The organism is Jiella sonneratiae (assembly GCF_017353515.1).
Lineage (GTDB): Bacteria > Pseudomonadota > Alphaproteobacteria > Rhizobiales > Rhizobiaceae > Jiella > Jiella sonneratiae.
Genome location: NZ_JAFMPY010000011.1, coordinates 46750 through 65563, shown reverse-complemented (window position 1 = coordinate 65563; position 18814 = coordinate 46750). Strand labels below are relative to the sequence as shown.

The window sequence follows — 18814 nt, the reverse complement described above, 5'->3', positions numbered from 1 at the left end:
GGCCGGGGGATCGCCCCCTAGCCGGGGGCCCTCGGGCCCTGTTGGCGGGCCCCGCCGCGGCCGTGGCGGGCAGCGGCGGGACCGTTTCGCCTTACGAGTGGTAGGCGACTTCGCCGTGATAGGTGAGGTCGAGGCCTTCGCGCTCTTCCTCGACGCTCGGCCGCAGGCCGACCAGCGCCTTGGTGATGGCGTAGAAGACCACCGAGCCGATGCCGCACCACACGATGGTGATGAGGACGCCCTCGATCTGGACCATCAGCTGCCCGGCCATGGTCTGGCCCTCGGCATAGCCGACGCCGCCGAGCGAGGGCGAGGCGAAGACGCCGGTGAGGATCGCACCGACGATGCCGCCGATGCCGTGGACGCCGAAGACGTCGAGGCTGTCGTCGTACTTGATGGAGTTCTTCACCACCGAGACGAAGAAGTAGCAGATCGGCGAGACGATCAGGCCGAGCACCACCGCACCGACCGGGCCGACGAAGCCGCAGGCCGGGGTGATGGCGACGAGGCCGGCGACCATGCCGGACGCTGCGCCGAGCATCGACGCCTTGCCGCGGCCGACGCCCTCGACGACGCACCAGGAGAGGATCGCACCGGCCGTCGCGACGAAGGTGTTGATCATCGCAAGACCCGCCGTACCGTTGGCCGCCAGCGCCGAACCGGCGTTGAAGCCGAACCAGCCGACCCACAGGATCGAGGCGCCGACCATGGTCAGGGTCATGGAGTGCGGGGCCATGATGTCCTTGCCGAGGCCGGTGCGCTTGCCGACGAAGAAGCAGCCGATCAGCGCCGCGACGCCGGCATTGATGTGGACGACGGTGCCGCCGGCGAAGTCCATCGCGCCCTGCTTGAACAGGAAGCCGTTGGCGTCCCAGACCATGTGGGCGATCGGGAAGTAGACGAAGGTGACCCACAGGGCGACGAAGAGCAGGACGCCGGTGAACTTCACCCGCTCGGCGAAGGCGCCGACGATCAGCGCCGGGGTGATCACCGCGAAGGTCATCTGGAACACGACGAAGACGTATTCCGGGATCGAGCCGGAGACGGTGTCGGGCTGGATGCCGGCGAGGAACAGCTTGGCGGTGCCGCCCCACCAGGGCGATTCCGAGCCGCCGAAGGCGAAGGAGTAGCCCCACAGGACCCAGATCACCATGACCAGCGCGGTGATGACCGTGCACTGCATCAGGACGGAAAGCATGTTCTTGGCCCGCACCAGGCCGCCGTAGAACAGCGCCAGGCCCGGCATCGTCATGAACAGGACGAGCAGCGAGGAGGTCATCATCCAGGCGGTGTCGCCCTTGTCGATCGCCGGCGCGGCAGCCGCGGCGGCATCACCCGCTGCCTCGGCGGCGGCCGGCGCGTCCTGCGCCAGGACGGGATGGCAGGCGAGCGCGGCGGCTGCGAGCCCGAGGCCTGCGGCCGTGAGCGTTCGTGCGTTGAAGAATGGTCTCATCATCTTTTTTCGTGCTTCCGATCGTTGACCGACCCTTGACGGCTGGGTGCCTTTGAAACTCCGGGCCCGATCCCACTTAATCAAAAGTCGTGCCAATTCGCCGGGCTGACCAAAACACGCAGGAGTCAGCAACTTTGCTCGCAGGTGCGAAGCAGATGCTGCCCAATGCATGCGCAACTGCCTGAATTTTGCGCAGACTGCCGCCTTTCACGGCCGGGGCTCGGCCGAAGGCCTCCGGGGCGCCGCGGGAGCGGCCATCCCTCCGACGGGCTTCGACCGCCGAGACCGGCGAAAGCGCGATGCGCCCTGATGCGCGGCATGTCGCAACCGGACCCGGCGTCGCTCAGGCGCGGATCAGGCGCGGATCGCCATCGTCGTAGAGCGCGGCGACGAGCTCGGCCCGATTGGCGAGCACTGCCCGCTGGTTGAGCGACCCCTTGTCGGTCACCTCGCCGCGATCCATCGACGGCGGGACGTCGATGAGGACGAGACGCGCCACCCGGGTCGCCGAGCCCGTCGCCGTCTCGGCGAAGTGCCGCAGGCGCTCGCCGAGATGGCGGCGCAACGCCGGGTGGGCGAGGAGCTCGGCATCCCCCAGTCCCTCCCCCGCCGGGCCGAGATGACGGCGGCACTCGGCGAGATCCGCGAGGCCGAGGGCGCCGATCTCCGGCCGCCCCTCGCCGGCGATGACGGCGTCGCGCACGAGGGCGCCGAAGTGGTCGACCAGCGCGGCGCGGAGCGGCCCGACGGCGACCCAGGTTCCGGTGTCGAGCTTGAAGTTCTCCGCCACCCGGCCGTCGAACAGGAAGCCCTCCTCCGGCCTGCCCGGCCGGGCGAATTTCAGCGCGTCGCCGAGCCGGTAGAAGCCCTCCCCGTCGAAGGCCTCGCGCGTCAGATCCGGGCGGCGCCAGTAGCCGGGGGTGATGCTCGGGCTCTTGAGGCGCGCTTCCAGGCGGCCGGCCGACGGCACCAGTTTCAGGACGACCGCTTTCGCCGGAATGCCGATGTTGCCGGCCTGCGGCTGCGGGTCGGTGCCGGCGATGGCGAAGGGGCCGGTCTCGGTCGAACCGAGGCCGGAGACGAGGCGGATGCGGTGCCCGACGGTCGCGAGCGCCTGCGCTTCCAGCTGATCCCAGGTGTGCTGCGCCATGCCGGCGCCGGCATACATCATCATCTTCAGGTCGCGGAAGAACGAGCGGCGCAGCGCCTCGTCGCCGGCAAAGCGCCGGCTGAGCTCCTCGTAGCCCTTCGGCACGTTGAAGTACCAGCTCGGCGAGACCTCCTTCAGATTGCGGCAGGTCTCGTCCATGCCCGCCGGCGAGGGCTTGCCCTCGTCGATATAGTAGCTGCCGCCGTGCCAGAAGGTGAGGTTGAAGACCTTGTTGCCGGCCGCGACGTGGTTCCACGGCGCCCAGTCGACGAGGACCGGCGGCTCGTCCTCGAGGAAACGGTAGCAGTCGGCGACCATCGCCTGGTTGGCGGCGAGCATGCCGTGTGTCTGGACGACGCCCTTGGGGCTGCCGGTCGAGCCGGAGGTGAAGAGGATCTTGGCGACCGTCCCGGCGCCGATCGCCGCATGGGCCGTCTCGACCGCCGCGGTCGGCGGGGTGGCGAGCAGGGAAGCGAAGGCGGCGCTGGCCTTGCCGGGCACCGCGCCCCTGCCGAGGACGAGCATCGCGTCGTCCGGCAGGATCGCCGCGACGGCGGCCCCGAAGGCCGCGCCGTCCTCGGCGAAGACGACGCCCGGCGTCAGGTCCCCGGCAATCTGCCTGAGCTTGCCGAAATCCGACGAGAGCAGCGAATAGGCCGGGGAGACAGGCGCATAGGGAATGCCGACATGCATCGCCGCGAGCGCCAGCGTCGCATGGTCGAGCGAATTGCCCGAGAGGATCAGCACCGGCCGGTCGGCCGAGGCCGGGCTGTCGAGCAGCGCCTGTCCGACGGCGCGCATCCGCTCGACCATCGCGCCGTAGCCGATGCGGTTCCAGCCGGCGCCGCCGGGCGCCGGGCGCTGGGCGAAGAGCGTGCGCTCCGGCGCCCGCTGCGCCCATTCGAGAAGCCGTTCGGTCAACCGCACGGGAAACGGCGGCAGATCGCCCTCCTGGGTGACGAGGATGCTGCCGTCCGCCCGCTCCTCGGTCCGCACGACCGGCTTCCAGACCCGCGACGGCCGCAGCGGGGCCCGCAGCGGCGTCGCCGCGGCCGAATCCCTGCTCCCCGCCGCCCGGCGCTCCGCCTCCTCGACCATGTCATTCCTCCCGCCGCGCCGGCATTTCTCCCTCCGGCGCCAGGCGAAGGTGACAAAGGGCGGCAATTTTGTCCACTCGAAAACATTCCATGCGGAAACAAAATTGACTTGCCCGCGCATCCGGTGTTCTGATGGCGCCGGGCAAGGCAACGGCCGGAAGTGGACGATGGACGAGGCACGGAACGCATTCGTGACGATCGAGCAGGACGGGCCGGTCGCGCTCCTCGGCCTCAACCGGCCGGAGAAGCGCAACGCCATCTCCGACCGTTTCGTCGAAGCGATCGCAGAAGCGGTCGCGACGGTCGAGAAGACCGCGAAGGCCGGCGTCATCTTCGGCCACGGGCCGCATTTCTGCGCCGGGCTCGATCTCGCCGAACATTCCGAGAAGACCCCGATCGAGGGGATCGAAGGCTCGCGCCGCTGGCACGAGGTGTTCCGGACGATCGAGCGCGGCCGCATTCCCTGGGTCTCGGCGCTGCACGGCGCGGTGGTCGGCGGCGGGCTGGAACTTGCCGCCTCGACCCACATCCGCGTCGCCGAGGCGACCGCCTTCTTCGCGCTTCCCGAGGGCCAGCGCGGCATCTTCGTCGGCGGCGGCGGCGCGGTGCGGGTCGCGCGGCTGATGGGCGCGGCGCGCATGACCGATCTGATGCTCTCCGGCCGGGTGATCGACGCGGCGACCGCAGAGCGCTGGAACGTCGTCCAGTACGTGGTCGGCGAAGGCGAGGCGCTGGAAAAGGCAAAGCAGATCGCCAAAGCGGCCGCCGGCAACGCCCCCCTGTCGAACTACGCCGTCATCCACGCGCTCTCGCGCATTCAGGACATGAGTGCCGAGGACGGCCTCTTCGTCGAAAGCCTGATGGCCTCCTTCACCCAGACCAGCCCCGAGGCGAAGGAGCGGCTGAGGGCCTTCCTCGAAAAGCGCGCCGGCAAGGTGGCGCTGGCGCGGGACGGCGGGGACGACGGGCGGTGAGCGCCCTCGTCAAACCCGCTCCGAAGCCCGAGGCCGGACCGCAGCCCGGGGCGGGCGGACGGGATCTTGCGACGGGAGCGGAAGCGGAAGCGGAGACCGCCGCGGCGGTGCCGCTCGCCCTCGGCCCGCTCGAGGAGAGCCTCGGCTTTCATCTGAGGCTCGCCCAGATCGAGGCTTTCGACGCGTTCTTCGCGGCCTTCGCGGAGGACGGCCTGCAGCCGGGCCTGCTCTCCGTCCTGATCACCATCGGGGAGAATCCCGGCGTGCGCCAGGGCGTCCTCGCCAACGCACTGAAGATCAAGCGCTCGCACATGGCGAAGATCGTCCAGGGCTTCGACGCGGCGGGGCTCGTCGACCGCCGGGTGCCGGCCGACGACCGCCGGGCGGTCGAACTGACGCTGACGCCGGCGGGGCGCGGGCGCGTCGCGGCGGCGATGCCGAAATTTCGCACCCACGAGACGCTGAGCGCATCGCGCCTCTCGGCGGCCGAACGGCGGACGCTGCTCGATCTCCTGCGCAAGCTGAGCGGCGGCTGAGCGCCCGCGGCGAAATTCTTGCCTGACCAAGACATGAGGGAGGTTTTCATGAACGTCGACGATCTCGTCGCCATCGACATCCACACCCATGCCGAAGAGCCCTGCGGCTGCCACCCGGACGACGGCTACGACGACTTCCAGGCGGCGATGGCGCGCTATTTCAAGGCGCCCTACGAGCATCCGCCGACGATGGTCGAGACCGCGGCCTATTATCGGGAAAAGCGCATCGGCTGCGTCATCTTCCCGGTCGACGCCGAGCGCGAGACCGGCTTCCGGCGCTACGCCAACGAGGAGGTGGCGGAAATCGCGGCGGAAAATGCCGACGTCATGCTGCCCTTCGCCTCGATCGACCCGGCCAAGGGCAAGGCCGGCGCGCGGGAGGCGCGGCGGCTGATCGCCGACTTCGGCATCAAGGGCTTCAAGTTCCATCCGACGATGCAGGGCTTCTATCCGAACGACCGCGCCGCCTACGTGCTCTACGAGGCGATTGCGGAGGCAGGCTGCATCGCCCTCTTCCACACCGGCCAGACCGGCGTCGGCTCGGGGCTGCGCGGCGGCATGGGCATGCGGATGAAATATTCCAACCCGATCCATCTCGACGACGTCGCGGTCGACTTTCCCGACATGCCGATCATCATGGCGCATCCCTCCTTCCCCTGGCAGGAGGAGGCGCTGGCGATCGCCCAGCACAAGCCGAACGTCTATATCGACATGTCCGGCTGGTCGCCGAAATACTTCCCGCCGATCCTGGTCAAATACGCCAATTCGATCCTCAAGCACAAAATGCTGTTCGGCTCCGACTGGCCGGTGATCAAGCCCGACCGCTGGCTCGCCGACTTCGCCGCCCTCGACATGAAGGACGAGGTGCGCCCGCTGATCCTGAAGGAGAACGCGCGGAAGCTGTTGAAGATTTGATTTCGTCTCCCCGATGCGCCGCTTCGCGGCCGCCGGGCGACAATCGCCGACGGTCAAAGGGACCTGAATGGGCGGCGATGTCAGACGTAGCTCGCCGCCGTGCCGCTGAGGATCGTCAGCGCCGGATTTGTGGAGGAGCTCGTGTCGTTCGCGATGTCGTACATCGCCAGGAAGCGGTTGATCATCCGCTCGACATATTTGCTGTCGCTGAGCTGGTCGACGTCGATCTTCTTGGTCAGGTTGCGGGCCTGGACGTCGATGTCGCTCGACGAGAACTCGTCCGGCAGGCCGAGCGTCGTCTTGACGAATTCCAGCAAGGCGTCGTCGGCGAGGAACTGGTAGACGTTGGTGATATCGGCGGCGGTGCGCTTGAAGTAGAGGGCGAGGCGCACGCCGTTGTTCTCGTCGCCGGCCTCCTCCTCCATCCGCTGGCGGAGATACAGATCCTGGGTCGACAGCATGTCCGACACGGTCTGGACCTTGGTGACGTCGCGCTCGATCGTGCCGTCGGTGTCGAAGTTGAAGGCGGCGGCGAATTCCAGGTAGCGGTCGTCGTCGTATTTCGCGGCGACGCTGTCGGGATCCGACAGATCGCTGGTGAGGATCGCCCTGATGTCGGCGGTCGACAGCTTCTCGCCGTCGAGATCGAAGGCCTTCAGCGCAAAGTCCACCAGATCGGAGTTCGACAGGAGATCGTCCATGGTGGCGATCTCGGGAACCGCGACGTTGTAGGCGAGGATCTCCTTGGCCGCGTCGACGAGCTCGGTGTTGGAACTGCCCAGAACCTTGGAGAAATAGGTGTTCACCAGCGACGATTCGCCGTTCGCGTCGGTGGCGAGGGTCATGTTGCCGTAGGCGTCGACGTCGAAGGCGGCGGCGAGGGTCTTGTAGGCGTCGATGCCGAGCTTGTTGGCGAAGCTGTCCGGATCGGAGAGGTCGCTGGTCAGGACCTTGCGGATGGTGTCGGCGTCCTGGGTGTCCGGATTGAAGCCGATCGCCTTCATCGCATAGGTGAAGGTTGTCGAATCGGCGAGGAACTCGTCGATCGTCGAGACGCTGTCCATCGCCGACTTGAAGGCCTGGGAATCCTGGACGACGGTGGTGACCGTCGCCTTGTCCTCGTCGTCGTCGAACTGCGCGAGATAGCGGTCGATGGTGTCGCCCTGGGCCGTCTCGGTCTGGACGCGGCGGACGTCGGTGACCTTGCCGTCCGAACCGAAGTTGAAGGCGGCGGCGAGCCGGATGTAGCGGTCGTCACCGAGCTTGGCCGCATAGCTCGTTGGGTCGGAGGGATCGCTGCGCAGGACGCGCATGATGGTCGACTTGCTCTCGGTGTCGGGATCGAGGCCGACGGCCTTCAGCGCATAGTCGTAGACGGTGGAATTGGCGAGGAAGTCGGTGACGCTGGTGACGTTCTGGATGTTGGCGGCGTAGAGCGAGGCGCTCAGCCGGTCGTCGCTCGAGGCGGCGTCGCCGTAATGTTCGAGATAGGAATCGGTCAGGGCGGTGACGTTGGCCGCGGTCTGGGCGCTGGTTCCCGAGGCGAGGCTGCCGTCGGTCTGGAACTGGAACATCTTGGCAAGCTGCAGATACTGCTCCTTGCGCGTCTTGTCGGTGGTGGTCGATTCCGACATGGCGTTGACGACGCTGGTCGGGTCGGAGAGGTCGCTGGTCAAAACGTTCCAGACGAAGGCCGAGGATTCGACCGTCGGGTCGAGACCGACGGAGGTCAGCGCCACCTCGTAGAGCCGCGGGTTCTCGATGAGATCGTCGGCCGACGTGACGTTGCCGATCTCGGCCTCGTAATAGGAGGCCTGCAGGGCGGCGGCCTGGGGCGAGGCCTCGAGCCCCTTCTGCTTGTAGTAGAGATAGGCGGTGCTGTTGGCTTCCGAGCTCGACTGCAGCCCGTCCGAAGGGGCCCTGCCGTCCTCGCCGAAGGGCAGCATGGCGGCGAGCAGCAGATAGCGGTCGTCGCCCTTCTTCGACATCTCGTCGGCCTTGGTGCCGGTCAGGACCTCGCGGATGAAGCTCTCCGAGGCGACGGAGGCGTCGATGCCGGCGGCCTCCAGCGCGACGGTGAAGAGCTTGCTGTCGGACAGGAACTGGTCGACGGTCTTCACCGAGCCGATCTTGTCCATGAAGTAGTTGGCGTTGGCGGCGATTGCCTGTCCGGCCAGCACCCGGTGCTCGGAATAGCTCTCGACCATCACCTGCTGCTGGGCGGCGGACTGGGCCGTCGGGTCGGTCTCCGTCGCCGCCGCGGTGAAGTTGAAGGCCTTGGCGAAGTCGCGGTAGCGCTCGTCCGAGAGCTGGTTGGCGAAGCTCGACGTGTCGGTGAGGTCGCTCTCCAGCACCTTCTTGATCAGCGCGCGGGAATCGATCTGGTCTTCCAGACCATAGGCGGTCATCGCGTAGGAATAGAGCTTGTAGTCGCCCATGAACTCGTCGATGGACGTCACATTGCCGATGTTCTCGCGGTAGTAGTCGGCAAGACGCTTGTTCGTCGGGTCGGCGGCGATCCGGTCGAGCACCCGGGACTGGTCGCGCGTGTAGAGCTGGTAGGTCGTGAAGGTCGAAAGCATGGCGGCCCCGTTGCTCGGCACGCGCACACCCTCCCCGGAAGGCGGACGCAGTCCGTCGGATCGAGCCATAGCCGCTTATGCCTAACGGAGCGTTAAGGGCGGCCGGCCTGCCACGGCGATGCTTTCGATCTGCTTACCGCCGCCTGAACGCGGACCCGGAAAATCCAAAGTTCCGGCGAAGGCAAGCGGCCCGAAGACGCGGCGCCGGCGTCAGACGGTTTCCGGCAGATCACGTCGTGATGCCGAAAACAAAGACGCTCATTCGCCGCGCAGGCTTGATACGAGCCCCGCTTCGATCGAGCGGATCTCGGATCAGACCGGCGGCAGCACCACCGGCAGCATGCGCCGCTCGGCGTCGGAGACGAAGGCGAGGTCGAGCAGCTTCTGGACCTCGGCCGCATGCCGGAAGTCCGGCTCGCCGTTGACGCCCGACAAAAGCGCCAGCACGAAGCGGTCGGCGTTGCGCGGCGTCGGCGGGCATTCGACCCGGCGCCAGGTCTGGGTGTGGATGTCCTCGCCGAGACAGACGTCGAGGCTCGAATCGGTGGTGTTCGACCAGACCTTCAGGGCCCCGGTCGTGCCGTGGATCGTCAGGTCGAGATCGTTCGCCTTGCCGGTGGCGTAGCGGCTCATATGGACAACGCCGAGAGCGCCGTTGTCGAACTCGACGGTCATCGCGCAGGAATCGTTCGCGTCGAGCGTATAGGCGCCGATGGCGCCGCCCTCGGCCTTGTCGAAGGTCTTCATGCGCGCCTGCAGCGCCGCGATCCCCTGCCCCGAGCCGTAGGTGACGAAGTCGAGGATGTGGATGCCGATGTCTCCGACGACGCCCTTCGAGCCGTGGCCGGAGGAGAGCCGCCACAGCCAGCGCTCGTCGGTCCGCCAATCGCCCCAGTGGCTGCCGGTGAGCCAGCTCTGGAGGTAGCTCGCCTCGACATGGCGGACCGCGCCGATGTCGCCGGCCTCGACCATGCGCCGGGCGAGCTGGATGGCATGGGCGTTGCGGTAGGTCAGGTTGACCATGTTGATCAGCCCTGCCCGCTCGACCGCCCCGACCATCTCGAAGGCGTCCTCGGCGTTCAGCGCCAGCGGCTTTTCGCAGAAGATCGCCTTGCCGGCGGCCGCGACCTGCAGCGTCGTCGCCTTGTGCACGGCGTCGGGCGTGGCGTTGACGACGGCGTCGAACGCGCCCCAGGCCAGCGCCTCGGAAAGGTCGGCGAAGGCCTTGTCGATGCCGTGCAGGGTGGCGAAGGCGCGGACGCGGTCGAGAACCACGTCGCAGGCGGCGACCACCTTGCAGCCGGGGATCGAGATGAAATGCTCGGCATGGCGATGGGCGATCGCACCCGTGCCGAGGATCATGATGCGCTTTTCGCCGGCGACGGCCGCCGCCTCGCGGGCGGCCTGATGGGTCTGGTTGGCCATGGATCCGCCCGCGCCCTACCGGTAGCCTTCTTCGCCCGGCTTGTGCAGCGAGCCGCCTTTCTGCTCGATCTTTTCCGGCGCCTTGTCGACCGGAACGTTCGGCGCGGCCGAGACGTCGGTCCAGGCGGGGACCGGGTTGTGGGCCCAGCGCACGGCGTTGACGATGACCCGCTGGATGTCTGGGTTGTGGTAGATCGGATAGGTCTCGTGACCGGGCCGGAAGTAGAAGACCTTTCCCGCACCGCGCTGGTAGGTGAGGCCGGAGCGGAACACCTCGCCGCCCTCGAACCAGGAGATGAACACCGTCTCCATCGGCTCGGGGACAAGGAAGGGCTCGCCGTACATCTCGGCGTTCGGCAGTTCGATCGCCGGCCCCACCCCTTGCACGATCGGATGCGAGCGGTTGACCGCCCAGAGCCGCTCGCGCTCGCCTGCCTCCCGCCATCTCAGCGAACAGGGCGTACCCATCAGCCGCTTGAACGGCTTGGAGAAGTGGCCGGAATGCAGGACGATCAGGCCCATCCCCTGATGCACGCGTTCGGCGACGCGATCGACCACCGCGTCCTCGACGTCGCCATGCGCCTTGTGGCCCCACCACAGGAGGACGTCGGTCGCGTCGAGCCGCTCCTGCGAAAGTCCGTGCCCGGCTTCGGGAAGCGTCGCGGTCGCGGCCTCGATGTCCGGCTCGCGGCCGAGGAAGCCGGCGATGGTCGCGTGGATGCCGTCCGGATAGATCGCCCTGACGGTGTCATTGTGGCGTTCGTGGAAGAACTCGTTCCAGACGAGTGCGCGGATGGTCATGCGATATCTCCCCGGGGCGACCTGCGGGTCGCGGGCACCCCTCGATCTTCGTGCCCTGCCCGCTCCCGCCCTCAGGTGGCGACGAGGATCGCCACCGGCAGGTCGGAAAACACCCCCGCCACGTCGAGCGCGCCGGCCGGGGCGAGCATCTCCCCGGTGAAGATATTGCGCCATCCCCGCGTCGCCAGCCCCTCGGGAAGCGGCAGGCTGGTGCCTTCCCACCCGGTGGTCGCGGGGAGAAGATCCTCGGCTCCGTCGAGGAGCGTCAGCGACAGGCGCGGCGCGACGGCGAGGACCGCGCCGTGGTCCTCGTCCCGGCGCAGGAAGGCGACGAGGTGGGCGCCCCGCGGCCCTTGGGGCTCGATCGGCACGTAGGCGGCGGCGGCGAAGAACTCCGGCATCTCGCCGCGCAGCGTCAGCCCCGCCGAGACGATCCGCGCCTTCATCGCGCCGGAGCGCCAGTCGCGAAGGTCGTCGGCGATGCTGCCGTCGGTCCCGATGACCGCGGAGCGGGCCTTAAAGTCGATCGCCCGGCGGTTGTCCGGATCGACGAGGGAGAAGTCGTAGAATTCCGTGCCCTGGTAGATGTCCGGCACGCCGGGCGCCACGAGCTTGATCGCGGTCTGGGACAGGGAATTGAGGGCACCGGCGGCAACGAAGGGCTGGGCCGCGCGCCAGAACCTCGCGATGAAGGAGCCCTCGCCGCCGCCCTCCAGCATCGCCGCGACGAAGCCTGCCAGCGCCGCCTCGTAGGCTTCGGCCGGCGATGTCCAGCTGGTCCAGCGCTTGGCCTCGCGGACCGCCTTTTCGGCATAGGCGGCAAGACGTGCGGCGACCGCCTCGCGGGACGCGGCATCGCCCGGATCGAAATCCGCCGGCAGGACGCCGAGCAGCGACTGGTAGAGCCCCCATTCGGTCTCCGGGTCGGGCGAATCGAGCCCGGGCTCGACCTCGAGCCGCGAGGCGCCGAGCGCCTCGGCGAATTCCGCGACGAGGTCGCGCCAGCGCTCCGGCTCCTCGGAGAGGGTGTAGAGCCGCGCCCGCGCGTCCTCGCCGCGCTTGGTGTCGTGGGTGGAGGTGGCGAGGAGGCCCAGCGGCTGGTCGGCGAGGCGGATGCGCATGGCGTCGTGGAACGCCTCCACCTCGGCGCCGTAGAGATCCGGCTCGCCGCCCACCTCGTTCAGCGCGATCAGCCGGTTGTAGCGGTAGAACACCGTGTCCTCGACGGCCTTCGCCATGACGGCGCCGGTGGTCTGCTGGAAGCGCCGGGTGAAGTCGAGCGCGCCGGCGATGTCGGCGCCGTCGGTGAAGTCGAGCTTCAAGAGCCGGCCGATGAACTGGATCGGCTCGTCGGCCTCGACCTCGCGCGACGTCAGGGCGCGGTCGACGGCCTCGTCGATGACGGCGATGTCGCGGCGCGGCACGCCGTCGACGGAGACGTAGGTACGGTAGACCGGCAGCGCCGCCGCCACCTCGACGATCGCCCGGGCGATCGTGTCCGGGCCGAGGTCGCGGGTGGAAAGGCCGCGCGAGGCGACGGAAAGCGCAAGGCCGGTCAGCGCCGCGAGTTCGCCGGCGAGGTTGCGCTGGAAGATCGAACGCTTCTGGCGGAGGATCATCGCGCGCAGGTCCGGCTCGTCGCGGACGAAGGCGTGATAGGCCCCGTTCATCGCCGCTTCCTTCGCCGGGTCGACATAGAGGCCGGCGAGCGCGGTGATGAACTCGTAGCCGGTGGTGCCCTCGATCTCCCAGGAGGTGCGCAGCCGCTCGTCGCCGGTCAGGATCTTCTCGACGTGGATCGACGGCGAGCGCCGCACCGACTGGAAGGCCTGGCGGAGCTGTTCGAGATAGCCCTTCGGGTCGGCGAGGCCGTCGACATGGTCGATGCGGATGCCGTCGAGCCGGCGTTCGCGGGCGAGGCGGATGACCAGCTGGTGCGACTCGCGGAAGACGCGGCGCGACTCCTGGCGCACGCCGATGAGGTCGGCGATCTCGAAGAAGCGGCGGTAGGTCAGCTTCTCGCGGGCCGTGCGCCACCAGGCGAGGCGCCAGGCCTGGGCCTCGTGGAGATCGTGCAGCGCCGCCTGGTCGGCGTTGATGGCGGCGAGCGCCTTTTCCAGCGCCTCGGAGAAATCCTTTTCCTGCAGGTGCTCGAGCAGGAGCTCGGCCAGCTCGTCGGCCTCCGCCGGGGTGGAGACCGAGAAGCGCCGGACGAGCCGGTCCCGCTCGGCATGGTCGATGAGGCCGAACACGTGGCCGTAGCTGCGCGGATCGATGGGCAGACCGTATCCGGACGCGTCGAAGCGGAGCGTGCCGGCCCTGCCGTCCAGCCGCACCGAGAGGTCGCCCGCCTCCAGCGCCTCGCCATAGGGCTTGCCGAGCACCGGCACGAGGATCTTCTCGGCCTCCCAGGCGATGTCGAAGGTGCGGGCGAAACGGCTTTCCTGGCCCCAGCGCAGGACGTCCTCCCACCACAGATTGGCGGGCGAGACGCCCATGTGGTTGGGCACGAAGTCGAGCAGCAGGCCGAGATCGGCCGAGGACAGCGCGTCGCTCATCGCGGTGAAGCCGGCGACGCCGCCGAGGGCCTCGTCGAGGGCGTTGTAGTCGGTGACGTCGTAGCCGTGGGTGGAGTTGGCGGCCGCCGCGAAGATCGGCGCGGCATAGAGATGGCTGACGCCGAGCTTCTTCAGATAGGGGGCGAGGCCGGCGGCGGTCTCAAAGTCCATCCCCTCGCGGAACTGCAGGCGATAGGTTGCGACGAGCATGCGGCTCATGAACGGGTGGGCCTTTCTTCGCGCATGGCGGCCGCCATTTCGAGGAAGCGCCTGTCGCTCGACAGGTCCTCGAGGGGGACCGGCGTCCTGATGCGCCAGTTCGGATATTGGTCGGTGGTGCCGGGAAGGTTCGCCTGCCGGACGGCACCCACCATGTCGTCGAGCTGGACGGCGAAGACCAGCGCGGCGCTGCGGGCGAGGTGACGGTGGACCGCCACGGCGAGTTCGTCCGGCAGTTCCTCCGGCATCGCCGCGGCGCCGCGGCGCACGGCCTCGAGACTTTCCGGCAGGAGATCCGACCGGTGCAGCGCTTCGAGCAGCATGCGCTTCTCGCCCGACCGGGACTGCCTGTCGCGCGCCGTCGCCGCCTCGTCCTGGGTGCCCGCTTCGAAACGCAGCGCGATGTCGCCGGCCGTCCACCAGCCCGACAGCGTCGCGAGGTCATGGGTCGAGATGCAGGCGAGGGAGAGCCGCGGATAGGCGCCGGGGTCGACGAAGCTGCCGTCCGCATGCCGCTCGAAGTAAAGCACGCGGTAGGAGAAGACGTTCGCCGCCGCCATCACCTCGCGAAAGCCGGGCGGCACGGTGCCGAGATCCTCGCCGATGACGAGGCAGCGGTTGTCGGCGGCGGCCTTCGCCACGGCGTCGATCATCGCGCCGAGATGATAGCGCACGTAGCCGCCGCCGGCCGAGCGCGCCTCGTTCGGGATCCACCACAGCCGGGCAAGCCCCATGGCGTGGTCGATCCGCACCGCGCCGGCATTGCGGGTCAGTGCCGTGAAGGCCTCGAACAGCGGCTTGTGGTCGCGTTCGGCGAGGGCCTTCGGCGACAGCGGCGCAAGGCCCCAGTCCTGGCCCTGGCTGTTGAACATGTCGGGGGGCGAGCCGACCCGCGCGCCGTTGACGGTGAGCGCCGGATCGGCCCAGGTCTCGGCCCCATCGGGCGTGACGCCGACTGCGAGATCGAGATAGAGGCCGATTGCCATGCCGGCGCCCCTTGCCCGGGCCTGGGCGCTGGCGAGCTGCTCCTCGGCCTCGAACTGCAGCCAGAGATGGAAGAGCACGCGCTCGCGCCGTTCCTCGGCGAAGCGGGCGACCTCGGGCGAATGGCGGTCGCGCATTGCCTCCGGCCAGTGATGCCAGCCGGCATGGCCGCCCCGTTCGACCTCGGCTTCCGAGATCGCCTCGAACAGGGCGAAACCCTGCAGCGCCTCCCCGCCGGCCTCGACGAAACGCTGGAAGGCCTGCTCGTCCTCGATCTCGCCGCGGCGGGCCTCGAACAGCCGGGAAAACAGCGCCCGTTTCAGCCGGCCGACGGCCGGATAGTCGACGAGGTCGCCCTCGAGCCCGTCGAAGAGTTCCGGCGCCTGCGCCCTGACGGCCTCGATCGCCGCAGCGCCGCCTTCCATGTGGTCGACGGCGAGATAGAACGGGTTGAGGAAGCGCCGTGTCGAGGGCGAATAGGGGCTGTAGCGGGCCGGCTCGGCGAGGAAGAGCGCGTGCAGCGGATTGACGCCGACGAAGGCGGCCCCCTCTCCGGCGGCGATGACGGAAAGCCGGGCGAGATCCTCGAAATCGCCGATGCCGAGGCTGCGGCTGGAGCGGAGCGCATAGAGCTGGCAGGCGACGCCCCAGTGCCGGTGGTCGGCGATCGCCTCCGGCAGCGGACAGGCGCGCCGCGGCGCCTCGACCCTGTCGTGGAAGTCGCCGGGCGCGCCGGTCTCTGGATCGACGCCAAGGGCGCCGAGAAGCGCGCGCTTGGCGGTATCGTCGATGACCTTCTCTTCGCCGAGTTCGGAGACGTAGGCGAGCTGGATGCCGTGGCTCGCGGCAAGCAGGTCGAGGCGTGACGTCATCGTGCGGTCCCGGAGATCAGCTTCTGTCCTTCGATGCGGAAGACCACGGAGGGCCCGGGCAGGCAGCCGGTTTCAAGCATCGGGGCAGCGTCCTTCGGATGGGAGTGGAGGAGGTCGCCGCAGGTCAGATCGCTCTTGACGACGTCGGAGGGCAGCGCCCAGGGCTCGTCGTCGAGATTGGCGAAGAGATGCAGCACGGCATTGTTCTTCAGATGCCAGGCGACGACGAAGGCCAGCGTGTCGTCGGAGACGTGATATTCGCCGCAGCCGCCCGCCAGTTCGCCGGCGATCAGCGGCACGACGCGCTGCTGGCGCTTTTCGAGCAGCGTCTTCACCATCGCCCAACGCCGCCGGTAGGTCGGGCGGTCGAGCAGCGACCAGTCGAGCTTCGACGCCTTGAAGGTCGTCTCGGCGTTCGGATCGGGGATCAGCTTGCGGGCGTCGGCATCGTGGAAGGCCGCGAACTTCTTGAATTCGGCGCGCCGCCCCTCGCGCACCGCGTCGGCGAGTTCGCCGTCGAAGTCGGTGAAGAAGCAGAACGGATCGGTGTTGCCGTATTCCTCGCCCATGAACATGAGCGGGATCTGCGGCGAGAGCAGGAGGATCGCCTGCAGGCATTCCACCACGCGGCGCGAGGCGAGGTCGGTCAGCCGGTCGCCGAAGGCGCGGTTGCCGATCTGGTCGTGGTTCTGCAGGAAGTTCACGAAGGCGGTCGGCGGCAGGTGCCCGGAGGGTCTGCCGACGTCGCGGCCGCGATGCTTGGAGTGCTCGCCCTGGAAGACGAAGCCGGTGGCGAGCGCCTTGGCCATCTGCGCCACCGACTTGCGGGAATAGTCGGCGTAGTAGCCCTCTTCCTCGTGGGTGGCGATGACGTGGGCGGTATGGTGGAAGTCGTCGTTCCACTCGCCGGAGACGAGGGCGGCCCGGCCGTTCTCGCGCTCGACGTGCCAGGTGATGTTGCGGTCGTCCTCGGTGGTGATGTGGACGTGGCGGTCCGGGAAGGCGGCGCGGACCGTCGCGGCGAGTTCGCGCACCAGCGGCACGTCGGTGGTGTCCTCGATGGAATCGATCGCGTCGAGCCTGAGCCCGTCGATGCGGAACTCCTCCAGCCAGAACAGGGCGTTGTCGATCATGAAGTCGCGCACCGGCTTCTCGTCATAGGCGATCGCCGCCCCCCAGGGCGTGTGGATCTCCTGATGGAAGAACTCCGGCGCGTAGGAGCCGATGTAGTTCCCGTCCGGCCCGAAGTGATTGTAGACGACGTCGAGGAACACCATCAGGCCGCGCTCGTGCGCGGCATCGACGAGCCGCTTCAGCCCGTCGCCGCCGCCATAGACCTCGTGCGGGCAGTAGAGCAGCACCCCGTCATAGCCCCAGCCCCGGCGGCCGGCGAACTCCGCGACGGGCAAAAGCTCGACGGCGGTGACGCCGGTCTCCTTCAGATAGTCGAGCCGCTCGGCGACGCCGTCGAAGGTCCCCTCGGGCGAGAAGGTGCCGGTGTGGAGTTCGTAGAACACCGCCTCCTCCCAGGGGCGGCCGTTCCAGCCTGCCGTCTTCCAGGCATAGGCTTTCGGATCGACCAGCTTCGACAGGCCGTGGACGTCGCCGCATTGCGCCCGCGCCGCGGGATCGGGAACGACGAGGCCGCTGTCGAGCCGAAAGCCGTATCCCTGCCCGACCGCGACGCGGTCGGTCTCGATCCGCCACCAGCCTCGGGCGTCCTTTTCCATCGGCAGGAAACCGGCCGGCTTGCCGGCCCCGTCCCCCATCGCGAGTTCGATCGATGGCGCCGACGGCGCCCAGAGTCGGAATTCGGTCCGGCCTGCAAGAAGGCGCGGGCCCCAATGCGTCTCGAATAAGAAGCGGTCGGCAGTTTGTGCCATGTCCTCAGTCCCCGTCCCTGAAGGCTGATTTCCGTGCGGGCGGTCTTGCCTACGAGGTCCCGAACCGAGGCCACAGACGCTCGCGGTCGAGCGGACCGCTTGCCGCACCGCATCTTAATTAAAGCGGGCGCGCAGGCTTCCAGCCCTTGCTGTCGAGGAAATTTCCGTATTCGGCTGTCGGGCCAACGCACCGCGAGCGTTCCGACGGTTTTCGGCCGGAGACTACGTCGGACGATCCCGCGGCATGCGCACGCCGCCAGGGGTCGGCAACGCATCGACCGTCCAGGCAGGCGACTAACGGCCCGCCCTGCCCCGCACCAGATCGTGGATGAAGCCGAGCTTCTGCTTCACCGTCTCGGAAATGACGAAGGGATAGAGGTCGTGATGGCCCATCGAGCGGTTGAACGAGTTCAGCGCCGCCGACAGCGCGAGCCAGGCATCGGCGATCTCGTCGATCGTCACCTCGTCGCGATAGACGTCGAAATCGATCGTCGTCGTGAGCAGGCCGGAATCGCGCACGCGCGGATCCACCGAGACACCCCACCAGTGGCCGGTCTCGAGGCTGTCGACGATGTGGAGGTAATGCGCCCAGGTCTCGGCGAAGTCCTCCCAGGCGTGCGAGCCGGCATAGGAGGAGACGTATTCCGTCTGCCAGTTCGGCTTCGGGCCGTTCATGTAATGCTGCTGCAGCGCCTCGCCGTAGTCGACCGTGTCGTCGCCGAAGATCGCCCGGCATGCCTGCAGCGCGCCCGGATTGCCGTCGCGCACCAGCCGGTCCCAGTACCAGTGGCCGACCTCGTGGCGAAAGTGGCCGAGCAGCGTGCGATAGGGCTCGCCCATCGACGTCCGACGCTTCTCCCGCTCGGCGTCGTCGGCCTCGGCGAGGGCGATGGTGATCAGGCCGAGGTCGTGGCCGGTCATCACATGTTGCTCGCCGGGCGTTTCGGCGAGAAAGTCGAAGCCGAGACCCTCCCCCGCCTCGTCGCGCGTCGCCAGCGGCAGGCGTAGGCGCAGCAGCGTGTAGAACATCCGCCGCTTGGCGATCTCCATCTTCTGCCAGCGGGCGACGTTCGTCGGGTCGGACGTGTCGGGCACCGTCACGTTGTGGCGGCAGGCCTTGCAGTAGACCTCCGGGCCTTCGCCCGGAACCAGCCAGTTGCAGACGCCGAAGGCATAGTTCGCGCAGTATTTCCACTTCGAGCCGTCGCTATGGGTGCCGGCGGCGACGAAGATGCCGTCCGCCGGGTCGAGCGCCAGCATCCGGTTGGAATCCGGCTCGTAGCCGAGGGCGTGGTTGCAGCGCTCGCAGACGACGTTCTCGAAGAAAACGACCTGCGCGCAGGCGGGACAGGAAAAGAGTTTCAT

12 protein-coding genes are annotated in these 18814 nt (G+C 68.3%); 3 read left to right on the top strand and 9 right to left on the bottom strand.

The features are described 5' to 3' along the window. Nucleotides 1-91: 91 nt before the first annotated feature. On the bottom strand, nucleotides 92-1456 hold the full coding sequence (locus J1C47_RS12390) for an ammonium transporter (protein ID WP_245396530.1): 1365 nt from the start codon (nucleotides 1454-1456) through the stop codon (nucleotides 92-94). A gap of 340 nt (nucleotides 1457-1796) precedes the next feature. After that, the gene (locus tag J1C47_RS12385) at nucleotides 1797-3701 is read right to left on the bottom strand and encodes a feruloyl-CoA synthase (RefSeq protein ID WP_207351082.1); all 1905 of its coding nucleotides are present in this window, start codon (nucleotides 3699-3701) and stop codon (nucleotides 1797-1799) included. Nucleotides 3702-3867: 166 nt separating this feature from the next. Between J1C47_RS12385 and J1C47_RS12380 the strand changes: the two genes are divergently transcribed. The 3 genes from J1C47_RS12380 to J1C47_RS12370 are packed head-to-tail and all read left to right on the top strand — an operon-like array spanning nucleotide 3868 to nucleotide 6125. Then, nucleotides 3868-4674: a crotonase/enoyl-CoA hydratase family protein gene (locus tag J1C47_RS12380; protein ID WP_207351081.1), complete on the top strand. Its 807-nt coding sequence runs from the start codon at nucleotides 3868-3870 to the stop codon at nucleotides 4672-4674. Continuing rightward, nucleotides 4671-5210, top strand: a complete 540-nt coding sequence (locus J1C47_RS24120) for a MarR family transcriptional regulator (protein WP_207351080.1) — start codon at nucleotides 4671-4673, stop codon at nucleotides 5208-5210. Before J1C47_RS12380 ends, J1C47_RS24120 begins: the two co-directional genes overlap by 4 nt. A gap of 48 nt (nucleotides 5211-5258) precedes the next feature. After that, on the top strand, nucleotides 5259-6125 hold the full coding sequence (locus J1C47_RS12370) for an amidohydrolase family protein (RefSeq protein WP_207351079.1): 867 nt from the start codon (nucleotides 5259-5261) through the stop codon (nucleotides 6123-6125). Nucleotides 6126-6205: 80 nt separating this feature from the next. On the opposite strand, the gene J1C47_RS12365 is transcribed toward J1C47_RS12370, so the two are convergent. From J1C47_RS12365 to J1C47_RS12335, 7 genes are all read right to left on the bottom strand, one after another. Next, nucleotides 6206-8728 (bottom strand): DUF1217 domain-containing protein, encoded by a 2523-nt coding sequence (locus J1C47_RS12365; protein ID WP_207351078.1) that lies wholly within the window; start codon nucleotides 8726-8728, stop codon nucleotides 6206-6208. 291 nt (nucleotides 8729-9019) lie between these two features. After that, a complete protein-coding gene (locus tag J1C47_RS12360) occupies nucleotides 9020-10132 on the bottom strand; it encodes a Gfo/Idh/MocA family protein (RefSeq protein WP_207351077.1) in 1113 nt (370 codons plus the stop codon). A 15-nt stretch (nucleotides 10133-10147) separates the two neighbouring features. After that, entirely contained in the window at nucleotides 10148-10933 is a 786-nt protein-coding gene (locus tag J1C47_RS12355) for a ThuA domain-containing protein (RefSeq protein ID WP_207351076.1), read from the bottom strand. Between the two features lie 71 nt (nucleotides 10934-11004). Continuing rightward, nucleotides 11005-13710: a malto-oligosyltrehalose synthase gene (gene treY, locus J1C47_RS12350; RefSeq protein WP_207351075.1), complete on the bottom strand. Its 2706-nt coding sequence runs from the start codon at nucleotides 13708-13710 to the stop codon at nucleotides 11005-11007. Beyond that, entirely contained in the window at nucleotides 13707-15566 is a 1860-nt protein-coding gene (gene malQ / locus J1C47_RS12345; RefSeq protein WP_207351074.1) for a 4-alpha-glucanotransferase, read from the bottom strand. Before malQ ends, treY begins: the two co-directional genes overlap by 4 nt. After that, nucleotides 15563-17449: a malto-oligosyltrehalose trehalohydrolase gene (gene treZ / locus J1C47_RS12340; protein WP_207351073.1), complete on the bottom strand. Its 1887-nt coding sequence runs from the start codon at nucleotides 17447-17449 to the stop codon at nucleotides 15563-15565. The genes malQ and treZ overlap by 4 nt, the downstream gene beginning before the upstream one ends. Nucleotides 17450-17743: 294 nt before the next feature. Continuing rightward, nucleotides 17744-18814: a zinc-binding metallopeptidase family protein gene (locus J1C47_RS12335; protein ID WP_207351072.1), complete on the bottom strand. Its 1071-nt coding sequence runs from the start codon at nucleotides 18812-18814 to the stop codon at nucleotides 17744-17746.

What these genes read in the sequence shown, in the direction of transcription:
- J1C47_RS12390 (WP_245396530.1), bottom strand. Translation starts at nt 1,456, where the DNA reads ATGATGAGACCATTCTTCAACGCACGAACGCTCACGGCCGCAGGCCTC.
- J1C47_RS12385 (WP_207351082.1), bottom strand. Translation starts at nt 3,701, where the DNA reads ATGGTCGAGGAGGCGGAGCGCCGGGCGGCGGGGAGCAGGGATTCGGCC.
- J1C47_RS12380 (WP_207351081.1), top strand. Translation starts at nt 3,868, where the DNA reads ATGGACGAGGCACGGAACGCATTCGTGACGATCGAGCAGGACGGGCCG.
- J1C47_RS12370 (WP_207351079.1), top strand. Translation starts at nt 5,259, where the DNA reads ATGAACGTCGACGATCTCGTCGCCATCGACATCCACACCCATGCCGAA.
- J1C47_RS12360 (WP_207351077.1), bottom strand. Translation starts at nt 10,132, where the DNA reads ATGGCCAACCAGACCCATCAGGCCGCCCGCGAGGCGGCGGCCGTCGCC.
- J1C47_RS12355 (WP_207351076.1), bottom strand. Translation starts at nt 10,933, where the DNA reads ATGACCATCCGCGCACTCGTCTGGAACGAGTTCTTCCACGAACGCCAC.
- treY (WP_207351075.1), bottom strand. Translation starts at nt 13,710, where the DNA reads ATGAGCCGCATGCTCGTCGCAACCTATCGCCTGCAGTTCCGCGAGGGG.
- malQ (WP_207351074.1), bottom strand. Translation starts at nt 15,566, where the DNA reads ATGACGTCACGCCTCGACCTGCTTGCCGCGAGCCACGGCATCCAGCTC.
- treZ (WP_207351073.1), bottom strand. Translation starts at nt 17,449, where the DNA reads ATGGCACAAACTGCCGACCGCTTCTTATTCGAGACGCATTGGGGCCCG.
- J1C47_RS12335 (WP_207351072.1), bottom strand. Translation starts at nt 18,814, where the DNA reads ATGAAACTCTTTTCCTGTCCCGCCTGCGCGCAGGTCGTTTTCTTCGAG.